Source organism: Curtobacterium sp. MCLR17_044 (assembly GCF_003234435.1).
GTDB lineage: Bacteria > Actinomycetota > Actinomycetes > Actinomycetales > Microbacteriaceae > Curtobacterium > Curtobacterium flaccumfaciens.
Genome location: NZ_QKTC01000004.1, coordinates 162,457 through 183,202, shown reverse-complemented (window position 1 = coordinate 183,202; position 20,746 = coordinate 162,457). Strand labels below are relative to the sequence as shown.

Below are 20,746 nucleotides of genomic sequence, written 5' to 3'. Positions count from 1 at the left end.
CGCGTAACGTTGGCACGTGCGACGGCACCGAGGGGAATCCGCACGCCGGACCCCGAGTTGCACGAGAAGCACCAACCACGAGCACGCCCGCACGACGAACAGGAGCACCACCATGGCCACCGACTGGATCGCGATGCAGGCCCTCGCGGCAGCCGAGTTCGGCCGCCGCGTCGCCGCCGTCACCGACTGGGACGCCCCGACCCCCGACTCCGAGTGGACCACCCGCGACCTCGTCGCCCACGTCGTCGACGAGCAGCGCTGGATCCCGAAGCTCCTGACCGGGTGCGACTACGCCCAGGCCCAGGCCGACCTCGAGCCGATCGGCGACGACCTGGTGGCCGAGTGGCACCGGTTCGCCACCGCGGCCACCGACGCCTGGCGGAACGCCCCGCAGGACACCCCCGTGCACCTCAGCACCGACGTCGTGCCCGCCGCGCAGTACCTCACCGAGCAGACGAGCGACATCACGATCCACACGTGGGACCTCGCCCGGGCGACCGGCACCGAGGAGTCCCTGCCCGACGAGCTCGTCCGCGCCGTGTGGGAGTACTTCGAGCCGCAGATCGAGGACCTCGCCGCCACCGGCCTATACGCACCCCCGGTCGACGTCACCGAGGACTCCCCGCTCCAGGTCCGCCTGCTCGCCGTCACAGGTCGCGATGCCAGAGTGACGGCATGACCACCGACACGAAGCGCCTCGGCAACTCGGGGCTCGAGATCAGCAGCGTCGTCCTCGGCATGATGTCGTACGGCGACCCGGACCGGGGCTCGCACGCCTGGAGCGTCGGCATCGACGAGGCCCGCCCGTTCGTCCGCCGCGCGTTCGAGGCCGGCATCACGACCTTCGACACCGCGAACGTCTACTCGGACGGCAGCAGCGAGGAGATCACCGGCACGCTCCTCGCCGAGCTGGCTCCGCGCGAGGACGTCCAGGTCTTCACGAAGGCCTTCAACCGGATGCGGCCCGGCCGGAACGGCGCCGGGCTGTCCCGCGCGGCGATCATGCACGAGATCGACGCCTCCCTGACCCGGCTGGGCACGGACTACGTCGACCTGTACCAGATCCACCGCTTCGACCCGGTGACGCCGATCGAGGAGACCATGGAGGCCCTCCACGACGTCGTCAAGGCCGGCAAGGCCCGCTACATCGGCGCGAGCAGCATGTGGGCGTGGCAGTTCGCCGAGATGCAGCACACCGCCGAGCGCCACGGCTGGACGAAGTTCGTGAGCATGCAGGACCAGTACAACCTGCTCGAACGCGAGGAGGAGCGCGAGATGCTCCCCTTCTGCGAGCACACCGGCGTCGGCGTGATCCCGTGGAGCCCCCTCGCCCGCGGCCGCGTCACCCGCCCCTGGGACGCCTCCGGTTCGGGCTCACGCGCGCAGACCGACGAGTTCGGCAAGACCCTCTACAAGCAGGACGAGGACGCCAACCGCGCGATCGTCGACGCGGTCGAGGCCGTCGCCACGGAGCGCGGCGTCCCGATGGCGCAGGTCGCCCTGGCCTGGGTCGCCGGCAAGCCCGCGGTCTCCGCGCCCATCGTCGGCGCGACGAAGGAGCACCACATCGACGACGCGGTGGCCGCAGCGTCGCTGACGCTCACCGACGACGAGGTCACGCGACTCGAGTCCGCGTACACGCCCCGGGTGCCGTCGGGTTTCTGACGCCCCCACGAGCGGACGGGAGGCACGGTGCCAGCTGGCACCCTGCCTCCCGTCCGTCAGGTGGTCGCGGTGACCGCCGTGCTCAGGCGACCGCGCTGCCGTCGGCGCGCTGCAGGCGCGCGATGCGCCGCCGCGCGGCTCGTTCGGAACCGGTCTGGTCGTCGAGCACCGCACCGATCCCGTCGAGCACGAGCTTCGTGGTGCGGACCACGGGCAGCTCGACCGGGCCGACGATCGGCGCACGGAGGCCGAGGAGCGAGCGGTGCCGCGGGTCGAGCGTGGACACGGCGCCCTGGAACACCGCGCGGTAGCCGGGTCGCAGCAGGCGGGACAGCGGTGGGTCCTTGATGAACCGGACGACGTCGCGGGTGCGCGAGTCCACCAGGAGTTCGCCGCGGTCGAGGTACCCGTTCATCTGGGCACGGAGCTCCGCCTCGGACTCGGGCGGGTCGACGATGCGCATGAGGCGCCCGGCCTCGGCCCACTCCCGCACGTAGGCGTCGGCGCCTCCGGGGATCGGGCCGCCCCAGCGCTGGGCGGCGCGGAGGAACGCATCCGTGAAGGCGAGGTGCACCCACCGCGCCAGGTCCGGGTCGTTCGCCGCGTAGGGGCGGGCGGTGCCGTGCGCGTCGACGTACTGCCCGCGGACCCGCTCGTGCAGCCGGAGCACCCAGTCGCTGCCGCTGCGGGCGGTCTGGCGGTCGCCGTACGTGACGGTGGCGATCCACCGGCTGGTGCCGGCCAGACGGCCGAACGGGTCCTCGCGGTACCGGGAGTGGTCGGCGACGCCGGCGAGTGCGCCGGGGTGCAGCGCCTGGACGAGCAGTGCCCGCACGCCGGCGACGATGCCGTGGCTCCCACCGTGCACCGCCCACGTGGCCGAGCCCGGACCGAAGAAGCCCGCGTCGGTGCCGTGTTCCAGGTCGTCCATCCAGGCTTCCGTGCCGGTCGAACCACCCGTGAACGTCTGGTTGAGGCGGGACCGGAAGACGTCGGAGACAGTGGACATGTCGTCATGTTCCGTCCGTCACCTGGGCGCGGGGGTGGCATCGCGCAAAGTGGCCCTCCCAGCGTGCACGGGGGTGGCCCACTAGGTTGGGTCGGGTGAGCATCGACACGCCTCGTCCCTGGCTTGCCTCGTACGCCCCGGGGGTCCCGCACGACATCGAGGAACAGAGTGGTTCCCTGTACGACCTGGTCGAGCAGTCGGCCCGGAAGTTCCCCAGGCAGGTCGCCCTCGAGTTCTTCAAGCGCACCACGAGCTACGCCGACCTCGAGGAGCAGATCCTCCGCGCGGCGAACGGCCTGCGGAAGCTCGGCGTGGGCGCGGGTGACCGCGTCGCCATCGTCCTGCCGAACTGCCCGCAGCACATCGTGGCGTTCTACGCGGTGCTGCGGCTCGGTGCGATCGTGGTCGAGCACAACCCGCTGTACACGCCGCGGGAGCTCCGCCACCAGTTCGAGGACCACGGCGCCAAGGTCGCCATCGCTTGGGACAAGTCCGTCGCGACGCTGCAGGACTTCCCGGCCGACGTGCACCTGGACGCGATCGTCTCGGTCGACATCACCCGCGCCATGCCCCGGAGCACCCGGCTCGCCCTGGCGCTGCCGGTCGCGAAGGCCCGGGAGTCCCGCGCGAAGCTGACGGCGAAGGTGCGCGGCACCGTCAAGTGGGACGACCTCGCCGACACCCGCAAGCTGTCGAAGCGGCACCCGCGGCCGGCCACCGACGACGTCGCGCTGATCCAGTACACGTCCGGCACCACCGGGACGCCGAAGGGCGCGGTGCTGAGCCACCGGAACCTGCTGGCGAACGCCGCGCAGGCCCGGGCGTGGGTGCCGCAGATCCGCCGCGGCGACAACGTCGTGTACGCGGTGCTGCCGATGTTCCACGCCTACGGCCTGACGCTCTGCCTGACCTTCGCGATGAGCATGGCCTCGCGGCTCGTGCTCTTCCCCGCGTTCGATCCCGCCCTCGTCCTGACGGCGATCAAACGCTACCCGCCGACGTTCCTGCCGGCCGTGCCGCCGATCTACGCGCGGCTGCAGCACGCGGCCGACTCGGCGAAGGTGTCGCTCAAGGGCATCGAGATCGGCATCTCCGGCGCCATGCCGCTGTCGCAGGACATCGTCGAACCGTGGGAGGCCCGGACCGACGGGTACCTGGTCGAGGGCTACGGCCTGTCCGAGTGCTCCCCGGTCCTGATGGCCAACCCGGTCTCCCCCGAGCGTCGACTCGGATCGATCGGCCTGCCGCTGTCCTCCACCGAGGCGCGCGTGGTCGACCCCGACGACGACACGAAGGTGCTCGGCATCGACGAGCCCGGCGAACTGCAGGTCCGTGGCCCGCAGGTGTTCTGCGGCTACTGGGGCAAGGCCGAGGCCACCGACGAGGTCTTCACGCCCGACGGCTGGTTCCGCACCGGCGACATCGTGGCCATCGACGGCGACGGGTACGTCCGGATCGTCGACCGCCTCAAGGAACTCATCATCACCGGCGGCTTCAACGTGTCACCGTCCGAGGTCGAGGACACCCTGCTCAAGCACCCCAGCGTCAAGGAGGTCGCAGTCGTCGGCATCACGCAGGGCGGCAACGAGCAGGTCGTCGCGGCCGTCGTGCCGAAGGACCCCTCGACCTTCGACGCGGCCGCGCTCCGGGCATGGTCGCGCGAGCACCTGGCGGCGTACAAGGTGCCGCGCCGGGTCGTCGTGGTCGAGGACCTGCCGCGCTCGATGATCGGCAAGGTGCTGCGGCGGAAGGTGCGGGACCAGATCCTGGACGGCTGACGCGCGGGCGCCGGGCGCCGCCGCTGATCAGCGGGCGCGCCGCGCGGGCAGCGCCAGCACGGACAGCCCGGCGACCACCAGCACGATGCCGGCCCATCCGCCGACGCCCAGGCGCTCCCCCACCACGAGCACCGCCAGCACCGCGGCCACGACGGGCTCGAGCAGCGACAGCAGCGTCGCGACCGACGCCGTCACCGTCCGGAGGCCGAGCGCGTACAGCGAGTGCCCGATCACCGTCGGCACCAGCGCCAGGTAGAGGAACACCGGCCAGTTGCCGGCGTCGGTCAGGAACGGCCCGCCCGCCACCACGGCGAGCACGACGAGCGGCACCGCGGCCACCCCGAACACCGCGCCGACGAGGCCGCGTTCGTTCGGCCCGCGGGCAGCCCGTGCGGCCGCGACCCCGACGTCCCCACCGACCGGCATGCTGTCGGACTCCGCGCGACCGACGGCGATCGGCATCCGGCTCGTCGCGGCGTGCATCCCCCGCGCCACCGCCCACGAGTACAGCGCGTACGTCAGACCGGCGACCAGGGCGCTGCCGACGCCGACCGCGAGTGAGCGCCCGCCACCGTCGTGCTCGGAGCGCGCGAGGGTGACGACGACCATGCCGACCACGCTCACCAGGGTGGCGACGACCCACCGCCGGGTGACGCGCCTCCGGTCGGCGACCCACTCGACCAGGCCGGCGAAGACGGGCGACGAGCCGATGGCCAGGGTCGTGCCGAGCGCGACCCCGGCGTCGGCGAGGGCCGCGTAGAACGCGACCGCGTAGACCACGAGCGACGCGGCACCGAGCAGTGCCCAGCCGCGGGTCCGGCGCTGGGCGACGGCACGCAGCGTGCCCCGACCAGCGGTCGCGGCGAGCACGAGGCCGCCGAGCCCGAAGGTGACCGCACCGAACACGAACGCCGGCACACCGGGCGCGAAGTGCGTCGCGGTCCCGGTGGTGCCCCAGACCGCCGCGGCGACCGCGATCGCCGCCAGGCCGCCGACGGGCCTGGAGGCACGCCCCGCGCCCGGTCCGTGGCTCACGAGACGTGGACGCTCGGCCGTCGGTTCACTTCGGGTTCCGCTTCGCGCAGGACCTCGCGCGTGACGGGGGCGACGTCGCCGGCACCGGTGAACACGAAGCGCAGGGCGTTGCGGATCGGGCTGCCCTCGTTCCACTCGAAGTAGATGCTCGGCACCACCCCGGCGAGGTCGCGGATGGCGAGGAGCGTCGACGCGATGGTGTTCGGGACGTTGCCGGAGCGGACCTTGAGCACGCGGAACCCGTGGATGACGTGGCCTTCGACCACCAGGTCCTCTTCGAAGTCGGAGGAGTCGGCGGGCAGGACCTCGAGGAACATCGTCGGCACGCGGGCCGGGATGCCGGAGTCGCGGCGCTCCTCGCGCCCCTTGGCCCGGTACGCCTCGGCCGTGCCGGCGCCGGGTTCGTTCGCGATGATGCAGACGGAGCTGAACTGGTCGGCGTCGGCCTCGACGAACTGGCGGGCGGTCGCGTCGAGCTCGATCGACGACGCCCGGAGCTCGAACGAACGCCGCACGCGCGAGATGAGCGACACCACGACGATCGCGATGATGAAGATCGCCGCGATCCGCACGCCGTCGGGCCGCTCGATCACGTTGGCGACGGTGGTGTAGACGAACACCACCGAGATCACGCCGAACGCGATGGTGCGCTTGCGCTGCTGCTTGCGGCGCGCGGACAGCGTCACCGCGACCGCGGCGCTCGTGATGAGCACGAGCACGCCGGTGGCGTAGGCGCCGCCCTGCGCGTCGACGTCGGCCTGGAAGATGATCGTGATCACGAACGCGATGAGCGTGAAGATGATCACGAGCGGACGCACCGCACGAGCCCACTGCGGTGCCATGCCGTAGCGCGGCAGGAACCGCGGCACCAGGTTGAGGAGCCCCGCCATCGCGCTCGCGCCGGCGAACCAGAGGATGGCGACGGTCGAGAAGTCGTAGATCGACCCGAACACACCGCCCATGTACTCGTGCGCCAGGTACGCCAGAGCGCGCCCGTTCGCACCGCCGCCCGGCTGGAACTCGCGCTGCGGGATGAGGAACGTCGTCACGATCGACGACGTGATAAGGAACGAGCTCATGATGAGCGCCGCGACGGTCAGCAGGCGCTTGGTGCCACGGATCCGGCCCTCGGGTCGGTCGCTGGTGTCGTCGGTGGCGTCGCCGCGGACCTGCGGCATCACCGCGACACCGGTCTCGAACCCGGAGAGCCCGAGCGCGAGCTTCGGGAACACGATCAGGGCGATGCCGACCATCACGAGCGGGTTGCCGTGCTGTGCCGTCAGCCCGGACCACCAGTCGCTCGCCACCATCGGGTTCTCGAACACGTGCCAGAGGGCGACGATGATGACGACGGCGTTCAGGGCGAGGAACACCGCGACGAGGCCGACCGCGATGCCGATGGCCTCCTTGAACCCGCGCAGGAACACGATGCCGAGCAGGAGCAGCAGCGCCAGGGTGAGCGGCACCGGGATCTCGGTGAACCAGTGCGGCGTGTACGGGTTCTCGGCGATGTGCGCCGTGGCGTCGGCCGCCGACAGGGTCATCGTGATCATGAAGTCCGTCACGGCGAACCCGAGCAGCACCAGCACGAGCAGCTTGCCCGCCCACCACGGCAGGAGCTTCTCGAGCATCATGATCGACCCGGCGCCCCGGAAGCTGTCGTGCGCGATCCGGCGGTAGACCGGCAGCGCCCCGAACAGCGTGACGAGCACGAGGACGATCGTCGCGATCGGCGACAGCAGCCCCGCGGCGAGCGCGGCGATGGCGGGCTGGTACCCGAGGGTGGAGAAGTAGTCGACGCCGGTCAGGCACATGACCCGCCACCACGGGTGGGTCTTCTCGACCTCGACCTGGTGCGGGCCCTGGTGGGAGGCTCCCTGGTCGGCCCCGTGCAGCATCCACCGGCGCAGGCGGGTGCTGCGGTCGAGGGGCTGCTCGGTGGCGTCGCGCTGGGCGGCCCGCTCGGCGTCTGTCGCGGTCACGTGGATGATGCTAAGCCGTCCGGGTGACCCCCGTGCACACCCGGACGGTCCTGTGGACGGGGCGCTCCCACTACCGCCGTGTGCGGGACAGCGTCGCCACGATCCCCGCCACGACCAGCAGCACACCAGCGGCGATGCAGGCGGCGAGCAGCAGGGTCGTGGTGTCCACTGAGAACATCGGCAGCGCACTCACGGCCATCGCCCCGGCGAACACGAGCATCAGGACACCCCACAGGATCGTGCCGAAGCGTGCGCCACGGCGTGCGGGCCGCCGGACGGGCCCGTCGGGAGCCGCCGGTGGAGCCATCGGCGGAGTCGTCTCGTCGTTGGTCGTTCCGTCGTTCGTCATCGTCCCGTTCCTCACTCGCCGACCGTGATCGCCCGCGGCACGTCGACGCCGCCGCCGAGGATCCACAGGTGCACCGTCGTCGTCTCGTCCGCATCGGCCGTGCGTGCCGCACGGTTCTCGAGCGTGGTGGTCCGGAGCACTCCACCGGCGCCGTCGTCGTCGCCCCCGCCGGTGTCGACCCCGTAGCCGACACCGCTCACCTCGACCCGCACCGGCAGGTCGGTCGGCAGCAGCACCTCGGCCCCGCCGGCGCCCAGCCAGAGGTTCACGTCGCCCCCGACCGCCGACGGCTCGAGCCCGCGGAGGTCCAGCGTCGGACCGCCGGCCAGCATCGCGAAGTTCCGTTCGCTCCCCGACGCAGCCCGTTCCACCTGCCACGTGGTGCCGCCGATCAGCGAGACCTGGGTGCCGGCAGGCAGGACCCCGGTGACCACCAGGGCCACCGCGGCGACCGTCGAGAACAGTCCGAGCACGTCGTCATCGCGGCCGCGGATCCCGGCGACGATCGTGGCGATGGCCAGCACCGCGAGCGCCGCGGCGATCCCGAGGACCGGGACGGACCACCCGGCCTGCTGCGCCCAGAACGCGACGCCGGCTCCAGCGACGAGTGCGAGTCCGAGGGACACGGCGACGTACGCTGCCCCGGGTCGCCGCTCCACCCGCTCGGCCCGCCGTTCGGCCGCCCGCTCGCGTTCGGCGCGCATCCGCTCCTCGTGCTGCCGTCGCCGGTCCTCGGGGCTCGCGGGTGCACCCCACTGCCAGGAGGCCCGTCCCGCGTCCGTCGCGCCGGTCGCCGCCGCGGTCCACGCGTTCCGGGCGGGGTGCGGCTCCTCGGGGCTGGTCCAGAAGTCGCCCCGCGGCGCAGCGGTCGGGTCGGTGCCGGTGCCGGTGCCGGTGCTCGCGGTCCGATCGCCGTCCACCCCGCGTCGGGCCAGGACCACGATGAGCCAGACGATCCCGCCGACGAGCACGATGCTCCACGCGGTGCCCAGGGTCGCCTCGAGCCATCCGGGCATCCCCCAGGCGTCCGGGACCCCCTGCCACCAGAGGCCGCGGGCGGCGGGCACGAAGGTGAGCGCCACGAAGGCGCCGATCGCGATGAGCGCCGGGTCGAGGACCCCGCGGATCATCCGCTCGACGTGGATGCGTCCGGCGGTGTCGGGCAGCAGCGCCCAGCCAGCGGCGTAGGCGAGGAAGACCGGGCCACCCAGCAGCGCGACGACGATCGTCACGCCGCGGACCACGAGCGGGTCGAGCCCGGTGCGGCGGGCGACGGCACCGCACACGCCGGCGAGCCAGCGGTCGTCGGTGCGCGCGATGCCGAGGCCGCGGACCCAGTCGAAGAACCGGGTCGTCGAGTCGGCGCTGCCGGCGGCGGTGCCGGGAGCGGAGTCGTGCTGGTGATCGGTCATGGCCACCAGCATCCCGGCAGTGCTGCGCCGACACCATCGGGGTTCCCCCTGACCGGTCCCTGATCCCGGCCCCGGACCCTGCTGCGACCGCCGTCCGGGTGCCAGGATTGCCCCATGGCCACCGCGACGATGACGCGCCCGACCCCCAGGGTCGTCGGCGGGGTCTGCAGCGGGTTCGCGGCGCACACCGGGTTGCCGGTCGGGGCCGTCCGGCTCGCCACCGCGGTCCTGGTGGTCTGCGGTGGCGCCGGGCTGCTGCTCTACGCCTGGCTCTGGGCGACCGTGCCGAGCGCCGCCGCCGGGGCAACCGCCGGACATACACCACTCAAGTCCGTGCTGACCCCGGCCGCCGTCGTCGACCAGGACGAGACCACCGCGTCCGCCCGGCGTGCCCCGGTCGTCGAGATCCTGCTCGGCGTGGCTCTGCTCGCCGCCGCCGGCGCGGTGGTCGCAGCGCGGATGGGGGTGGCCGTCCCCCTCGAGGTCGTCGTCCCCGGCGTCGTGGTCGTCACCGGTGCCGCACTCGCCTGGCGGCAGTTCGACGCGCTCCGCAACGTCCGCACGGCCGGGTCATCCGCCCTCGTCGTCCGGGCGCTCGGGGCCCTGGTGCTCGTCGTGCTCGGCATCCTGCTGTTCTTCACGACGAGCAGCCGCCCGAACGTCTGGACTGTGCTCACCGCGGCGGTGGCCGTCCTGGTCGGGGTCGCCGTCGTGGTCGCCCCGTGGGTGGTCCGACTCGTCCGCGACCTCGCCGAGGAACGCGCCGCCCGCGTCCGCGACCTCGAGCGCGCCGAGTTCGCGGCGCACCTGCACGACTCGGTGCTGCAGACCCTCGCCCTCATCCAGCAGAAGGCCGAGCCGGGTTCGGACGCGGCACGGCTGGCGCGGGCGCAGGAGCGCGAACTGCGGTCCTGGCTCTTCACCGAGCGGGCGGAACCCGCGCGCGACCTCGGCGCGCAGCTGCAGGACGCCGCCGTGGACATCGAGGCCGAGTACCCCGCCCGCATCGAGGTCATCGCGGTCGGACCCGCCCGCAGCGACCTGCCGGACGGGCTCGTCGCCGCCGCCCGCGAGGCGATGCTGAACGCCGCCCGGCACGCCGGTGGCACCGTGAGCGTGTACGCCGAGACCGCCGGTGACCGGGTCGAGCTCAGCATCCGCGACCGCGGCCCGGGCTTCGACGTCGACTCGGTGCCCGCGGGTCGGTACGGCGTCCGCGAATCGATCATCGGCCGGATGCAGCGCCTCGGCGGCCACGCGACCATCGCGCCGGGGCCGGGCCGCACCGGCACCGAGGTCCGGCTGACCCTGCCGCTCGCACCCGCGGCCCACGACGAGGAGCACGCATGACCGAGCCCGCCCCGTTGACCGTCGCGATCGTCGACGACCACTCCATCTTCCGAGCCGGCGTGCGCGCCGGACTGCCACCGGGCCTCCAGGTCGTGGGTGAGGCGGCGACCGTCGACGAAGCCGTGACGCTCGTCGCGGCCACCCGCCCACGCGTCGTCCTGCTCGACGTGCACCTGCCGGGCGGCGCCGGCGGCGGCGGTGCCGAGGTCATCACGCGCTCTGCGCCGGAGAACCCGGACACCCGGTTCCTCGCGTTGAGCGTGTCGGACGCCGCCGACGACGTGGTGCGGGTCATCCGAGCCGGCGCCCGCGGGTACATCACGAAGAGCTCGTCGAGTGCCGAGGTAGCCGAGGCCGTGACCCGTGTGGCGGACGGGGACGCGGTGTTCTCGCCGCGCCTGGCGGGCTTCGTGCTCGACGCGTTCGGAGCGGTCAGCGGCGAGACGGCGCAGCACGACGCCGAGCTGGACCGCCTGTCCGCGCGCGAGCAGGAGGTCATGCGGCTCATCGCGCGGGGGTACGCCTACAAGGAGGTCGCGACGGAGCTGTTCATCTCGGTGAAGACCGTCGAGACACACGTGTCGAAGGTCCTGCGGAAGCTCCAGCTGTCGAACCGGCACGAGCTGACGGCGTGGGCGCTGCAGCGCAAGCTGCTCTGAGCGCCCACGCCGGCGTCACTTCGCGCTGATCCTGGTGTACTTGTTGACCGCCCACGGCACGAAGACCACGAGCATCACGGCGATCCCGATCAGCACGGTCAGCACGGGGTGCTGCATCGTCCAGATGTCCGGCACCGGCGCGGACCCGACGTTGCCGAAGAGCTCTCGCGCGGCCTGCACGAGCGACGACACCGGGTTCCACTCCGCGAACACGCGCAGCACCAGCGGCAGGGTGTCGCTCGGCACGAACGCGTTCGAGATGAACGTCAGCGGGAACAGGATCATGAACGAGGCGTTGTTGATGACCTCGGGCGTCTTGACGCTCATGCCGAGCAGCGCCATGACCCAGCTGAACGCGTAGCTGAACAGCAGCAGCAGGGCGATGCCGGCCAGGAACTCGAGCGGCGACGAGTTCACCCGCCACCCGACCGCGAGCCCGGTGAGCATCATGATCGCCATCGAGATCGAGTTCAGGACGAGGTCGGAGTTGGTGCGCCCCACCAGCACGGCGGACGCCGACATCGGCAGCGTGCGGAACCGGTCGATCAGCCCTTCCTTCAGGTCCTGCGCCATCGCCGACCCGGAGAACGTCGCGCCGAACACCACGGTCTGCGCGAAGATCCCCGCCATCAGGAACTGCGTGTAGTCGGTCCCCTGCACCTGGATGGCGCCGCCGTAGACCTGGCTGAACAGCAGCACGAACATGATCGGCTGCAGCACGGCGAACACGAGCATGTCCGGCGACCGCTTGAGCTTGATGAGGTTCCGCTTGGTGACGGTCCAGCCGTCCTCGATCCAGACGGCGAGCGGCGAGGTGACGACGACGGGCAGCTGGCGGCCCGGCGCGAGGGACGTGGTGGTCATCGTGCCGTCTCCTTCTGCTTGGTGGCCGCGGGTGCGCCGGCGTCGTCGTCCGTCGCGGCGTGCCCGGTCAGGCGGAGGAAGACGTCGTCGAGGGTCGGGCGCCGCATGCCGGCGTCGTGGAGTTCGATACCGGCCTCGCCCAGGTCGGCGAGCACGCGCTGCAGGGCGGCCGGACCGGCCTCCACCGCGATGGCACGGGTGCGGCCGTCGCCCGAGGTCTCGACCTCGCCGACCCCGTACCGCCGCAGCACCGTCGTCGCCGCGTCGCCGTCGGCCTCGTCGACCAGGGTCACGACCACGCGGTGCCCGCCGACCTGCGCCTTGAGCTGGTCCGCGGTGCCCTCGGCGATGACGGCCCCGTCGTCGATGACCGCGATGTCGTCGGCGAGCCGGTCGGCTTCTTCCAGGTACTGGGTGGTGAGGAGCACCGTCGCTCCTTCGGCCACGAGGTCCTCGATGATGCCCCAGAGCGCCAGACGGCTTCGGGGGTCGAGGCCCGTCGTCGGCTCGTCGAGGAACAGCACGCGCGGGTTCATCACCAGCGCACCGGCGAGGTCGATGCGTCGCCGCATGCCGCCGGAGAAGCCCTTCACCGGACGGTCCCCCGCCTCGGACAGGTCGAAGACGTCGATGAGCTCCCGGGCACGATCGCGCGCTGTCCGGCGGCCCAGGTGGTAGAGCCGCCCGATCATCTCGAGGTTCTCGAACCCGGTCAGGTTCTCGTCCACCGCCGCGTACTGCCCGGACACCCCGATCGACCGCCGGGTGGCCTGCGGGTCGGCGATCACGTCGATGCCGTCGATCGTCGCGGTGCCCGAGTCGGGCGTGATGAGGGTGGTCAGTACCTTCACCACCGTGGTCTTGCCCGCGCCGTTCGGCCCGAGCAGCGCCTTCACGGTGCCCTGCGGCACCGACAGGTCGAGCCCGGCCAGCGCGTGCACCGGCCCGGACTTCGACTTGTAGGTCTTGGTCAGCCCGGAGGCTTCGATGATGGCCATGTCGCTCCTTCGTCGGACACGGTGGGTACCCGGGGGTCCGGTGGAGCGACGGACGTCACTCAGACGTCGAAGTCACCACCACCGAAGTCGCTGAAGCCACCGCCGAAGTCGGATCCGCTGTCGCCCCAGCCCGCATTGTCGAAGCCGCCGCCGTCGGATGCGCCGCCGTCGGACGCCCCGGCATCACCGGATTCAGCACCAGTGTCCTCCGAACCACCGTCACCCGCAGCGTCGGTACCGCCATCGAACGAACCGGGGTCCGGCAGGAACGCGCTCATGATCGCCGAACCGATGACGTAGCCGGCCACGGTCCCGAGGATCGAGGCACCGATCATGCTGCCGAACGACGGACCGCCGCGCTGGCCACCGAAGCGTCCGCCGCCACCGCCGACGCCGCCGAGCGAGCGCTCCATGAAGCCCGGCTGGCGGATCTCGGAGCGGGTCGCCGACTGGGCGAGCGAGCGCGGGTCGTCACCACGGGGCGCCTCACCGGGAGGCGCGGTCCGGGTGAACTCGTCGTAGACCATGCGCCGCTGCTCGTCGGTAAGCTTGGCGAAGGCCTCGGCGTGGACCTCTTCGATGCGCTCCGGCGGTGCGGTGCGGAGCAGGTAGCGGTAGCGCTCGACCGCACGCTCGTCGTCGGTCGTCGCGCCCTGCTGCTGCGTCGGTGCACCGCCCCACTGCGGGACGCCGTACTGGTCGCCTGCGCCCTGCGGTGCGGACGGCGCCGGCTGCTGGTAGGACTGCTGGCCGTACCGGTAGCCCTGCTGCTGCTGCTGCGGCGGCTGCCCCCACTGGTTCTGCTGTGCGTCAGCGGATCGGTCACGCTCCGGACGTCCGAGCAGGCGGTCGAGGAATCCCATGGTCGATGCTCCTTCGGGTGCACGGTGGGCCCGGTCGGACCCGTCGTGGACTGCAACACTACGAACCCCCGGCGTCGGCTGACTGAGCGCCCGCTCAGAGTCGGCCGGGAGGCGCGTGCCGGGCTGGCACCGCGCCCCCGGTCCGCACCGTGCGCACCTGCGCACCCCGTGCGCGGTTCCCAGCCCCGTGCACGCTTTCAGCGCCGCACCCGGCAGCCAACCCCGCACCGTGCGCACCACCCACCGGCCGGGAGGCGCGTGCCGGGCTGGCACCGCGCCTCCAGTCCGCACCGTGCGAATCTGCACACCCCGTGCGCGGTTCGCAGCCCCGTGCGCGCTTGCAGCACCGCACCCGGCAGCCAACCCCGCACCGCATCGCCGACCCCGCACCGTGCCCACAACCCACCGGCCGGGAGGCGCGAGCCGGGCTGGCACCGCGCCTCCAGCCCGCACCGTGCGCACCTGCACACCCCGTGCCCGCTTGCAGCGCCGCACCCGGCAGCCAACCCCGCACCCAGCAGCCAACCCCGCACCGGATCGCCGACCCCGCACCGTGCCTCCGGTCTGCGCCGCGTGGCTCACCCCGCGACGAGCGCCGCCGTCCACACCGCGTGCAGCTCGTCCGCGGCACCCGGGTGCGCCACGAGGAACGGCTCCCCCACGGGCGGGAAGCCCTCGACGGGGCCGGACCGCGTCAGCACGACGCCCCCGGCCTCGTGCACGAGCAGCACCGCGGCGCCGTGGTCGACCGGGTTGAACGCCGAGACGCAGCCGCCGATCCCCCGCCCGGCCGCGACCTGGGCGATCGTCAGCGTGCCTGATCCCTGCACCCGGAGCGTGCACGACCGGTCGGCCAGGGCGTCGAGGAACGCCCCGAACCCCGGCCACGGGCGGTGTCCGTCGAGCTCGGTGCCGACGACGGCACCGGCGAGCGGCCGGGGTGTGTCGTCGAGTCGGAGCTGGCGGTCGCGCAGGGTGGCGCCGCGGCCGCGTCGGGCCTCGAGCACCTCGCCGCGCCAGGGGTCAGCGACGACGCCGACGAGCGGACGGCCGCCACGGGTCAGGCAGAGCGACATCGAGGTCCAGGGCACGCCGTTGGCCAGGTTGGTGGTGCCGTCGACGGGGTCGAGGAACCAGCGGTGCCGGTCGCCGGGGGCCTCGCCGTACTCCTCACCGGTGAACCCGTGCGTCGGGAACACCATCCGCACGCGGGAGCGGACGTGCTGCTCCACCAGGCGGTCGACGTCGGTGACCAGGTCGGCGGGGTTCGCCTTGGTGTGGACCTCGCTGACCGGGTGTTCACGCGTGTAGGCGATGACCTCGTGGGCGATGCGGTGGGCCAGGGCCTGGGCGCGCGAGGCGACCTCGGTCTCGGTGGGCTCGCGGTCGCGCTCGGGCCAGCCGTCGCGCTCGGCCGCCGACAGGGCCGCTCCGATGGAGCCGACGTCGTTGGTGGTGATCGAGTCGACACCGAGCCGGGCTGCCCAGATCGCCGGCTCGACGTCGTCGATGGTCCAGACGGCGACGCGCAGGCCCAGGGCGTGCGCGACCTCGACCGTGCGCGGGGTGAGGAACGCGACGTCGAGGTTGAGCGTCGACGGCTCGAGCGCCTCGAGGTCCGCCGACACGGGCGGGTCGAGCGACTCCCACGCCAGCCAGACGTCGGCGTCGGGCAGCACGGAGCGGACGGCCGCCATCGCGGCCGGTGCTCCGCACCAGGCCACCGCGGTGGAGCCGGTGAAGCCCGCGACGGTGCGGGCCGCGACCAGGGCGTCCTCGGCGTCGGTCAGGTCGACGAGCAGGGTCGACCGGCAGCCGTCGAGGCGTTCGAGCGCGCCGTCGAGCCGCGGGATCCGGTCGAGGCCGTTGCCGAGCCGGGCGACGTCGCACCAGTCGACGTCGGACACCCGGCGGGCGTCGCCCCACATCCGGCCGAGGGTCTCGTCGTGCAGCAGGACGGCGACGCCGTCGGCGGTGCGGCGGACGTCGACCTCGATCACCTCGGCGCCGAGCGCCTCGGCGACCGCGATGGCGGGCAGGGTGTTCTCACGCCGGACGCGCGGCGCACCGCGGTGGGCGACGAGGCGTGGCGGACGCACGCCGGGCCTCCCGTCCGGGCTGGTGGCGACCACACGGTCGACCGCAGCCGCAGCGGAGACCGTCGACGTCGGGACCCCCGCGCTCATCGGGCGACCTCGAGCAGCACGCCGTCGCGGTGGACGAGCACTTCACCCAGGCGCACCCCGGTCTCGGTGCCGACCGCGGGCGGTGGCCCGGTGACGTAGGCGCGGAGCTCCGCGCCGTCGGTGCTGAGCACGACCTCGGCGAAGTGCCCCCGCATGAGCACCCGCGCGACCGTCGCGCGGATGGGCGAGTCGTCGGTGAGCACGACCTGCTCCGGGCGGACCAGCACCGTGTCGGCCGCCGTCGGGCTGACCGAGGTGCCGGCGAGGAACCGTCCGGTGACGACGCTCGTCGACCCGATGAACGACGCCACGAAGCTCGTGGCGGGGCGGGCGTAGAGCTCGGTCGGGGTCGCGATCTGCTCGATGCGGCCGTCGTGCATCACGGCGATCCGGTCGGAGATGCTGAGCGCTTCGTCCTGATCGTGCGTCACGATCACGGTCGTGATGCCGAGGCGCTGCTGGATGCGGCGGATCTCGTCGCGGACGCTCACGCGGAGCTTCGCGTCGAGGTTCGACAACGGTTCGTCGAGGAGCAGGACGTCCGGCTCCTGCACGATGGCGCGGGCCAGGGCCACGCGCTGCTGCTCACCGCCCGAGATCGCGGTCGGCTTCGAGCCGGCGTGGTGGCTCAGGCCGACGAGCTCGAGCGCGTCGCGCACCCGCTCGGCGACCCGCTGCTTCGGCACCCGCCGGGTCCGCAGCGGGAACGCGACGTTCTGCGTCACCGTCATGTGCGGCCAGAGCGCGTAGTTCTGGAACACCATCGCGCTCGGCCGGCGCTCCGGACCGAGCGACGTGACGTCGCGGTCCCCCATGGTCACGACGCCGCCGTCGGCGGGCAGGAACCCCGCCACCATCCGGAGCGTCGTGGTCTTGCCGCAGCCGGACGGCCCCAGGAGCGAGACGAGCTCGCCCTTCGCGACGTCGAGGTCGATGCCGGCGACGACGTCGCGCCCGCCGAGCGTCTTGCGCAGTCCGCGGATGGTGAGGCCGCCGGATCGGGTCCGGTCCGTCGTGCTGCCGTCGGCCTGGAGGCCCGGTGCGCGTTCCGCGACGAGCGTTGCGTCCGTCATCTGGTCGCCTTTCGTGCTGGTGTGGGTCATCGGTGTCGGTCCGGGTGTCTGTCCGGGTGTCGGCCCGGTCGGTCGCGGCCGGGTCATCGGATCTGGAAGCCGTCCGCCAGTCGGCCGCCCATGATGTGCTTCCGGGCGAGCAGCAGCAGGACCACGGACGGGATGCTCAGCGCGATCGCGAACACCGCCGAGACCTGGCGCGGGGAGTTCAGGACGAGCGAGTACATCGCCGTCGGCATCGTCATGTACGTCGGGGCGCCGACCAGGTACGTGCCCTGCGCCTCGTCGAAGGACGCCAGGAACGACATCACCATCGCGACGAGGATCCCGGGCCAGGCGATCGGGAACGTCACCTTCCAGAAGGTGCGCCAGCGGCTGGCCCCGGCGTCGCGGGCGGCTTCCTCGAGGGACCGCGGCACGGCCGAGAAGGCAGCGGCGGGCAGCCACGTCATGAAGACGACGCAGCCCAGGACGTGGACGATCAGGATGCCGGTGACCGTGTTCATGAGGTTCAGCGCGGTGAACATCGCCGACATCGTGACGAAGAGGCCCATCTTCGGGAACGCGTTCGTGGCGAACAGTCCGACGAGCACGAGCCGCCGCCCCGGGAACTCGATGCGGCTGATCGCCCACGCCGCGGGCAGGCAGACCACCGCGGCGATGAGGACCGTGAGCGGGGCGAGGACGAGCGAGTTCTGCACCGCGACGGCCAGGCTGCGGTCCTCGAACACGGTGCCCCACCACTGCAGGGTCCAGCCGTCGGGCAGCAGGTTCGGGTAGGTCCACGTCGTCGCGAAGGCCCGGGCGGCCAGCCAGACGAGCGGCCCGAGGATGAACACGGCCAGCACGATCGCGGTCGCCCAGACGAGGGCGTTGCCGGTCAGACGCTTGATCACTGCTGCTCCTGACGCTTCTTGTCGAGCTCGCCCGCGTTCGAGCGGACCGTCGAGCGGAGGTAGAAGACACTCGCGGCCGCGGCGAACGCGAACACGATGAACGCCATCGCCGTCGACTGCTGCGGACGGTTGTAGGCCTGGAAGTACTTCGAGATGTCGACGCCGAGCATCGTCGGCGCGTTCGGACCGGTGAAGTACGGCACGGTGAACGAACCGAGCACCCCGATCACGGTGAACGTCGTCGCGATGACGAGCGGGGTCGCGGCCATCGGCAGGAGCACCTGCCAGACGACGCGCCAGGTGCTCGCCCCGGCGTCCTTCGCGGCCTCGACCAGGGCGTCCGGAGTGCCCTGCAGCGCCCCGGCGATCATCAGCACCGCGAACGGCAGGCTGGTCCAGACGCTGCCGAACACCACGGCGACGAGGGTGTAGCCCCACACCGGGACGTCGAGGCCGAACTGCGCACCGAGGCTCCGGAGGAACCCCTGCGCGTCGGTGAAGGTCAGGATCGACCAGCTCGCGATGACCACCGGCACGAAGATCGGCACCACGGCCAGGACGCTGAGGGTCTTGCCGAGGAAGCCGCCGCGGAGCCGCAGGATCACCGCGACGACGACGGCGAGCCCCACGGTCAGGCCGGTCGACAGTGCGGTGACCCCGAGCGTCGCGACCAGGTCACGCAGGAACGTGGCGTTGCCGAGCAGGGTCGCGTAGACCGCGAACGAGAAGCCGCGCACGGTGTCGCCGCCGATGTCGGCGAGCGCCTGGTTCAGGCCGCCGGTGAACCCGAGGCTGAACAGCGCGGCGTTCACCACCGGGACGCCGACGAACAGGACGACGACCAGCACCGGGGCGGCGACGAGGACGAGGCCCTGCCAGCGCCGGCGGCGGGCCAGCCGCTCCTGCGCCGTGCGCCCGCTGGCGGGGTGCGCCGGGCCCTGGGCGTGGGGCGGGACGGGCGGGAGGCCCGTGGCGGAGTCGCCACGGGCCTCCCGGCCGGTTGCCGGGCCGTCCTGGACGGTCTGGGTCACTGCGGGACCTTCGCGTCCCACGCCGCGTTCATGTCGGCGGCGAAGTCGCTCTGGAACCCGAGGCGGAGCTGCGAGGGGTTCGCGTCGGCGAACTGCTCGGCGACCGACTTGGGCAGGCTGTCGAGCGGGATCACCGGGTAGCCGGAGACGGCGCTCGCGACGAGCTGCTGCCCCTTCGCGCTGAGCACGAAGTCGGCGAGCTTCTCGGCTGCCGCCTTCTTGGCCTTCGGCTCGGTCTTGGGGATGCCGAGGAAGCTCGCGCTGCCGGTGAACGACGGGTCCTCGATCTGCACGGCCTTGGTGGTCTTCGGGATGATGCCGGTCTTCTGCGAGGTGATGAACTGGTCGCTCCAGACCGGGGCCATCGCGATCTGGCCACTGCCGAGCAGCTGCACGACCTGGTCGTTGCCGTTCGGGTAGACGCCCTTCTGGTACGTCGACGGGCCGAGGTCCTTCAGGGCCGCGAAGCCCTTGTCCCACTTCGACTCGAGCGACTTGTCGTACTTCGTCTGCATCGTCTCCTGCTCGGCGGGCGTCAGGTACTTCGCGAGCACCGTGGCCACGAACGAACCACCCGAACCGCCGGACGACGGGGAGTTGTAGGCGAACTCGCCCGGGTTGGCCTTGATCCACGCGAGCAGGTCGTCGAGGGTCTTCGGCGGGTCCGTGACCTTCCTCGCGTCGTACGCCAGCAGCACGCTCGAGGCGCGGTACGGGATGGCGCTGTCGCCGCCCTGCTGCTTCGTGGCGTCCGGGACGTCCTTCAGGTTCGGGATCGTGCTGTCGCTGACCGGCGCCATCAGCCCGGCCTTGCCGGCGGTGGTGACGAAGCCGGCGTCGACGAGGTCGTACGCGACGGACTTGCCGGCCTTGACCGCGGTGGCGAGGTTCGCCTGGGTCTGGGCGTCGTGCTCGCCGTGCAGGTCGATGCTCGTGCTGACGTGGATCTTCGGGTTCGCCTTCTCGAAGGCGGGGATGAGCGACTTGTCCCAGAGGTCCTTGACGTTGGTGTCGCCGCTGATGAACACGGTGAGGTCGGTGGTGCCGTCGGTGTCGGAGGCGTTCGAGGCGTTGGCGCTCTGGACGCAGCCGGAGAGTGCGACGGTCGCGGCTGCCGCGATGGCGAGGCCGGCGAGGACTCGGGTCTTCACGTGGGTTCTCCCTGTTCCGTGGTGCGTGGGGTGTGCGGGGGTGGGGGCGTGCGGGCGTGCGGGGTTCGTGCGGGCGGGACGTGTGGGAACGTTCCCGCGCCGGGGTCGAGTGTGGCGCTGCCGGGTGAACTCCGGGTGCCTCCGGCGTCGCCGCCGGGTGAACTCCGGGTGCGGTGGGGTGCGGTGCAGGGGCGGCGGGGGCGGGCGCGGTGCTGCGGTGCTGCGCGTCGGATGCGGTGACGGCGCACGGTGCGAGTTCCGCCGACCCGTGCGAGGTTGACGGCTTCGTGCCCGGCTACAACCCTGCACGGAGCGGGCTGCTCGCCCCCGACCGGCGAAGGATGCACCGTGCGCGGCCCCGTTCGCTGCCGACGACCCCGCACCGAGCAGCCAAGTCGACGGTGGGCGACGAACCGCGCACCGTGCGCACCGGCAAGAGGCCGAA

Annotated in this window: 18 protein-coding genes; 5 read left to right on the top strand and 13 right to left on the bottom strand. The window is 72.4% G+C overall.

The genetic code is table 11. The features are described from left to right. The first annotated feature begins 112 nt into the window (after positions 1 to 112). Both DEJ04_RS04405 and DEJ04_RS04400 read left to right on the top strand, forming a co-directional pair. Entirely contained in the window at positions 113 to 679 is a 567-nt protein-coding gene (locus DEJ04_RS04405; protein WP_027464629.1) for a TIGR03086 family metal-binding protein, read from the top strand. Further along, positions 676 to 1,665 carry an aldo/keto reductase gene (locus DEJ04_RS04400; RefSeq protein WP_111046352.1) on the top strand — a complete coding sequence of 330 codons (990 nt, stop codon included), beginning with the start codon at positions 676 to 678 and terminating at the stop codon, positions 1,663 to 1,665. The genes DEJ04_RS04405 and DEJ04_RS04400 overlap by 4 nt, the downstream gene beginning before the upstream one ends. Before the next feature lie 82 nt (positions 1,666 to 1,747). Here DEJ04_RS04400 and DEJ04_RS04395 read toward each other — a convergent pair whose 3' ends face one another. Next, complete coding sequence (locus DEJ04_RS04395; protein WP_071405489.1) at positions 1,748 to 2,674, bottom strand: oxygenase MpaB family protein; 927 nt, start codon at positions 2,672 to 2,674, stop codon at positions 1,748 to 1,750. Positions 2,675 to 2,769: 95 nt separating this feature from the next. Here DEJ04_RS04395 and DEJ04_RS04390 point away from each other — a divergent pair, with 95 nt between their 5' ends. After that, entirely contained in the window at positions 2,770 to 4,452 is a 1,683-nt protein-coding gene (locus tag DEJ04_RS04390; RefSeq protein WP_111046351.1) for a long-chain-fatty-acid--CoA ligase, read from the top strand. Positions 4,453 to 4,479: 27 nt separating this feature from the next. On the opposite strand, the gene DEJ04_RS04385 is transcribed toward DEJ04_RS04390, so the two are convergent. From DEJ04_RS04385 to DEJ04_RS04370, 4 genes are all read right to left on the bottom strand, one after another. Beyond that, positions 4,480 to 5,487, bottom strand: coding sequence for a DMT family transporter (locus DEJ04_RS04385; RefSeq protein WP_111046350.1), 1,008 nt, complete (start codon positions 5,485 to 5,487; stop codon positions 4,480 to 4,482). Further along, a complete protein-coding gene (locus DEJ04_RS04380; RefSeq protein WP_250897460.1) occupies positions 5,484 to 7,385 on the bottom strand; it encodes an amino acid transporter in 1,902 nt (633 codons plus the stop codon). The genes DEJ04_RS04385 and DEJ04_RS04380 overlap by 4 nt, the downstream gene beginning before the upstream one ends. Before the next feature lie 154 nt (positions 7,386 to 7,539). Further along, a complete protein-coding gene (locus DEJ04_RS04375; protein ID WP_111046348.1) occupies positions 7,540 to 7,818 on the bottom strand; it encodes a hypothetical protein in 279 nt (92 codons plus the stop codon). A gap of 11 nt (positions 7,819 to 7,829) precedes the next feature. Beyond that, positions 7,830 to 9,230, bottom strand: coding sequence for a PspC domain-containing protein (locus tag DEJ04_RS04370; protein ID WP_181437731.1), 1,401 nt, complete (start codon positions 9,228 to 9,230; stop codon positions 7,830 to 7,832). A 114-nt stretch (positions 9,231 to 9,344) separates the two neighbouring features. Between DEJ04_RS04370 and DEJ04_RS04365 the strand changes: the two genes are divergently transcribed. Both DEJ04_RS04365 and DEJ04_RS04360 read left to right on the top strand, forming a co-directional pair. Then, positions 9,345 to 10,580 carry an ATP-binding protein gene (locus DEJ04_RS04365; RefSeq protein WP_111046346.1) on the top strand — a complete coding sequence of 412 codons (1,236 nt, stop codon included), beginning with the start codon at positions 9,345 to 9,347 and terminating at the stop codon, positions 10,578 to 10,580. Beyond that, entirely contained in the window at positions 10,577 to 11,239 is a 663-nt protein-coding gene (locus tag DEJ04_RS04360) for a response regulator transcription factor (protein WP_110864486.1), read from the top strand. The genes DEJ04_RS04365 and DEJ04_RS04360 overlap by 4 nt, the downstream gene beginning before the upstream one ends. Positions 11,240 to 11,254: 15 nt before the next feature. Here the strand turns inward: DEJ04_RS04360 and DEJ04_RS04355 are convergent, their stop codons facing one another. The 8 genes from DEJ04_RS04355 to DEJ04_RS04320 all read right to left on the bottom strand — a co-directional run bounded on the left by DEJ04_RS04355 (position 11,255) and on the right by DEJ04_RS04320 (position 20,301). Continuing rightward, on the bottom strand, positions 11,255 to 12,103 hold the full coding sequence (locus DEJ04_RS04355) for an ABC transporter permease (RefSeq protein ID WP_111046345.1): 849 nt from the start codon (positions 12,101 to 12,103) through the stop codon (positions 11,255 to 11,257). Next, positions 12,100 to 13,101, bottom strand: coding sequence for an ATP-binding cassette domain-containing protein (locus DEJ04_RS04350; protein WP_111022661.1), 1,002 nt, complete (start codon positions 13,099 to 13,101; stop codon positions 12,100 to 12,102). The genes DEJ04_RS04355 and DEJ04_RS04350 overlap by 4 nt, the downstream gene beginning before the upstream one ends. 59 nt (positions 13,102 to 13,160) lie before the next feature. Further along, on the bottom strand, positions 13,161 to 13,964 hold the full coding sequence (locus DEJ04_RS04345) for a hypothetical protein (protein WP_239001461.1): 804 nt from the start codon (positions 13,962 to 13,964) through the stop codon (positions 13,161 to 13,163). 578 nt (positions 13,965 to 14,542) lie between these two features. After that, positions 14,543 to 16,150 (bottom strand): inositol monophosphatase family protein, encoded by a 1,608-nt coding sequence (locus tag DEJ04_RS04340; protein ID WP_111046344.1) that lies wholly within the window; start codon positions 16,148 to 16,150, stop codon positions 14,543 to 14,545. Continuing rightward, on the bottom strand, positions 16,147 to 17,223 hold the full coding sequence (locus DEJ04_RS04335; protein ID WP_250897457.1) for an ABC transporter ATP-binding protein: 1,077 nt from the start codon (positions 17,221 to 17,223) through the stop codon (positions 16,147 to 16,149). The genes DEJ04_RS04340 and DEJ04_RS04335 overlap by 4 nt, the downstream gene beginning before the upstream one ends. Positions 17,224 to 17,306: 83 nt before the next feature. Next, positions 17,307 to 18,119 carry an ABC transporter permease gene (locus tag DEJ04_RS04330; RefSeq protein WP_017886992.1) on the bottom strand — a complete coding sequence of 271 codons (813 nt, stop codon included), beginning with the start codon at positions 18,117 to 18,119 and terminating at the stop codon, positions 17,307 to 17,309. After that, a complete protein-coding gene (locus DEJ04_RS04325; RefSeq protein ID WP_111046342.1) occupies positions 18,116 to 19,150 on the bottom strand; it encodes an ABC transporter permease in 1,035 nt (344 codons plus the stop codon). The genes DEJ04_RS04330 and DEJ04_RS04325 overlap by 4 nt, the downstream gene beginning before the upstream one ends. Then, positions 19,147 to 20,301: an extracellular solute-binding protein gene (locus DEJ04_RS04320; protein ID WP_111046341.1), complete on the bottom strand. Its 1,155-nt coding sequence runs from the start codon at positions 20,299 to 20,301 to the stop codon at positions 19,147 to 19,149. Before DEJ04_RS04320 ends, DEJ04_RS04325 begins: the two co-directional genes overlap by 4 nt. Positions 20,302 to 20,746 lie beyond the last annotated feature (445 nt).

What these genes read in the sequence shown, in the direction of transcription:
- DEJ04_RS04355 (WP_111046345.1), bottom strand. Translation starts at nt 12,103, where the DNA reads ATGACCACCACGTCCCTCGCGCCGGGCCGCCAGCTGCCCGTCGTCGTC.
- DEJ04_RS04360 (WP_110864486.1), top strand. Translation starts at nt 10,577, where the DNA reads ATGACCGAGCCCGCCCCGTTGACCGTCGCGATCGTCGACGACCACTCC.
- DEJ04_RS04365 (WP_111046346.1), top strand. Translation starts at nt 9,345, where the DNA reads ATGGCCACCGCGACGATGACGCGCCCGACCCCCAGGGTCGTCGGCGGG.
- DEJ04_RS04335 (WP_250897457.1), bottom strand. Translation starts at nt 17,223, where the DNA reads ATGACGGACGCAACGCTCGTCGCGGAACGCGCACCGGGCCTCCAGGCC.
- DEJ04_RS04400 (WP_111046352.1), top strand. Translation starts at nt 676, where the DNA reads ATGACCACCGACACGAAGCGCCTCGGCAACTCGGGGCTCGAGATCAGC.
- DEJ04_RS04395 (WP_071405489.1), bottom strand. Translation starts at nt 2,674, where the DNA reads ATGTCCACTGTCTCCGACGTCTTCCGGTCCCGCCTCAACCAGACGTTC.
- DEJ04_RS04380 (WP_250897460.1), bottom strand. Translation starts at nt 7,385, where the DNA reads ATGCTGCACGGGGCCGACCAGGGAGCCTCCCACCAGGGCCCGCACCAG.
- DEJ04_RS04405 (WP_027464629.1), top strand. Translation starts at nt 113, where the DNA reads ATGGCCACCGACTGGATCGCGATGCAGGCCCTCGCGGCAGCCGAGTTC.
- DEJ04_RS04345 (WP_239001461.1), bottom strand. Translation starts at nt 13,964, where the DNA reads ATGGGATTCCTCGACCGCCTGCTCGGACGTCCGGAGCGTGACCGATCC.
- DEJ04_RS04370 (WP_181437731.1), bottom strand. Translation starts at nt 9,230, where the DNA reads ATGACCGATCACCAGCACGACTCCGCTCCCGGCACCGCCGCCGGCAGC.
- DEJ04_RS04350 (WP_111022661.1), bottom strand. Translation starts at nt 13,101, where the DNA reads ATGGCCATCATCGAAGCCTCCGGGCTGACCAAGACCTACAAGTCGAAG.
- DEJ04_RS04375 (WP_111046348.1), bottom strand. Translation starts at nt 7,818, where the DNA reads ATGACGAACGACGGAACGACCAACGACGAGACGACTCCGCCGATGGCT.
- DEJ04_RS04340 (WP_111046344.1), bottom strand. Translation starts at nt 16,150, where the DNA reads ATGAGCGCGGGGGTCCCGACGTCGACGGTCTCCGCTGCGGCTGCGGTC.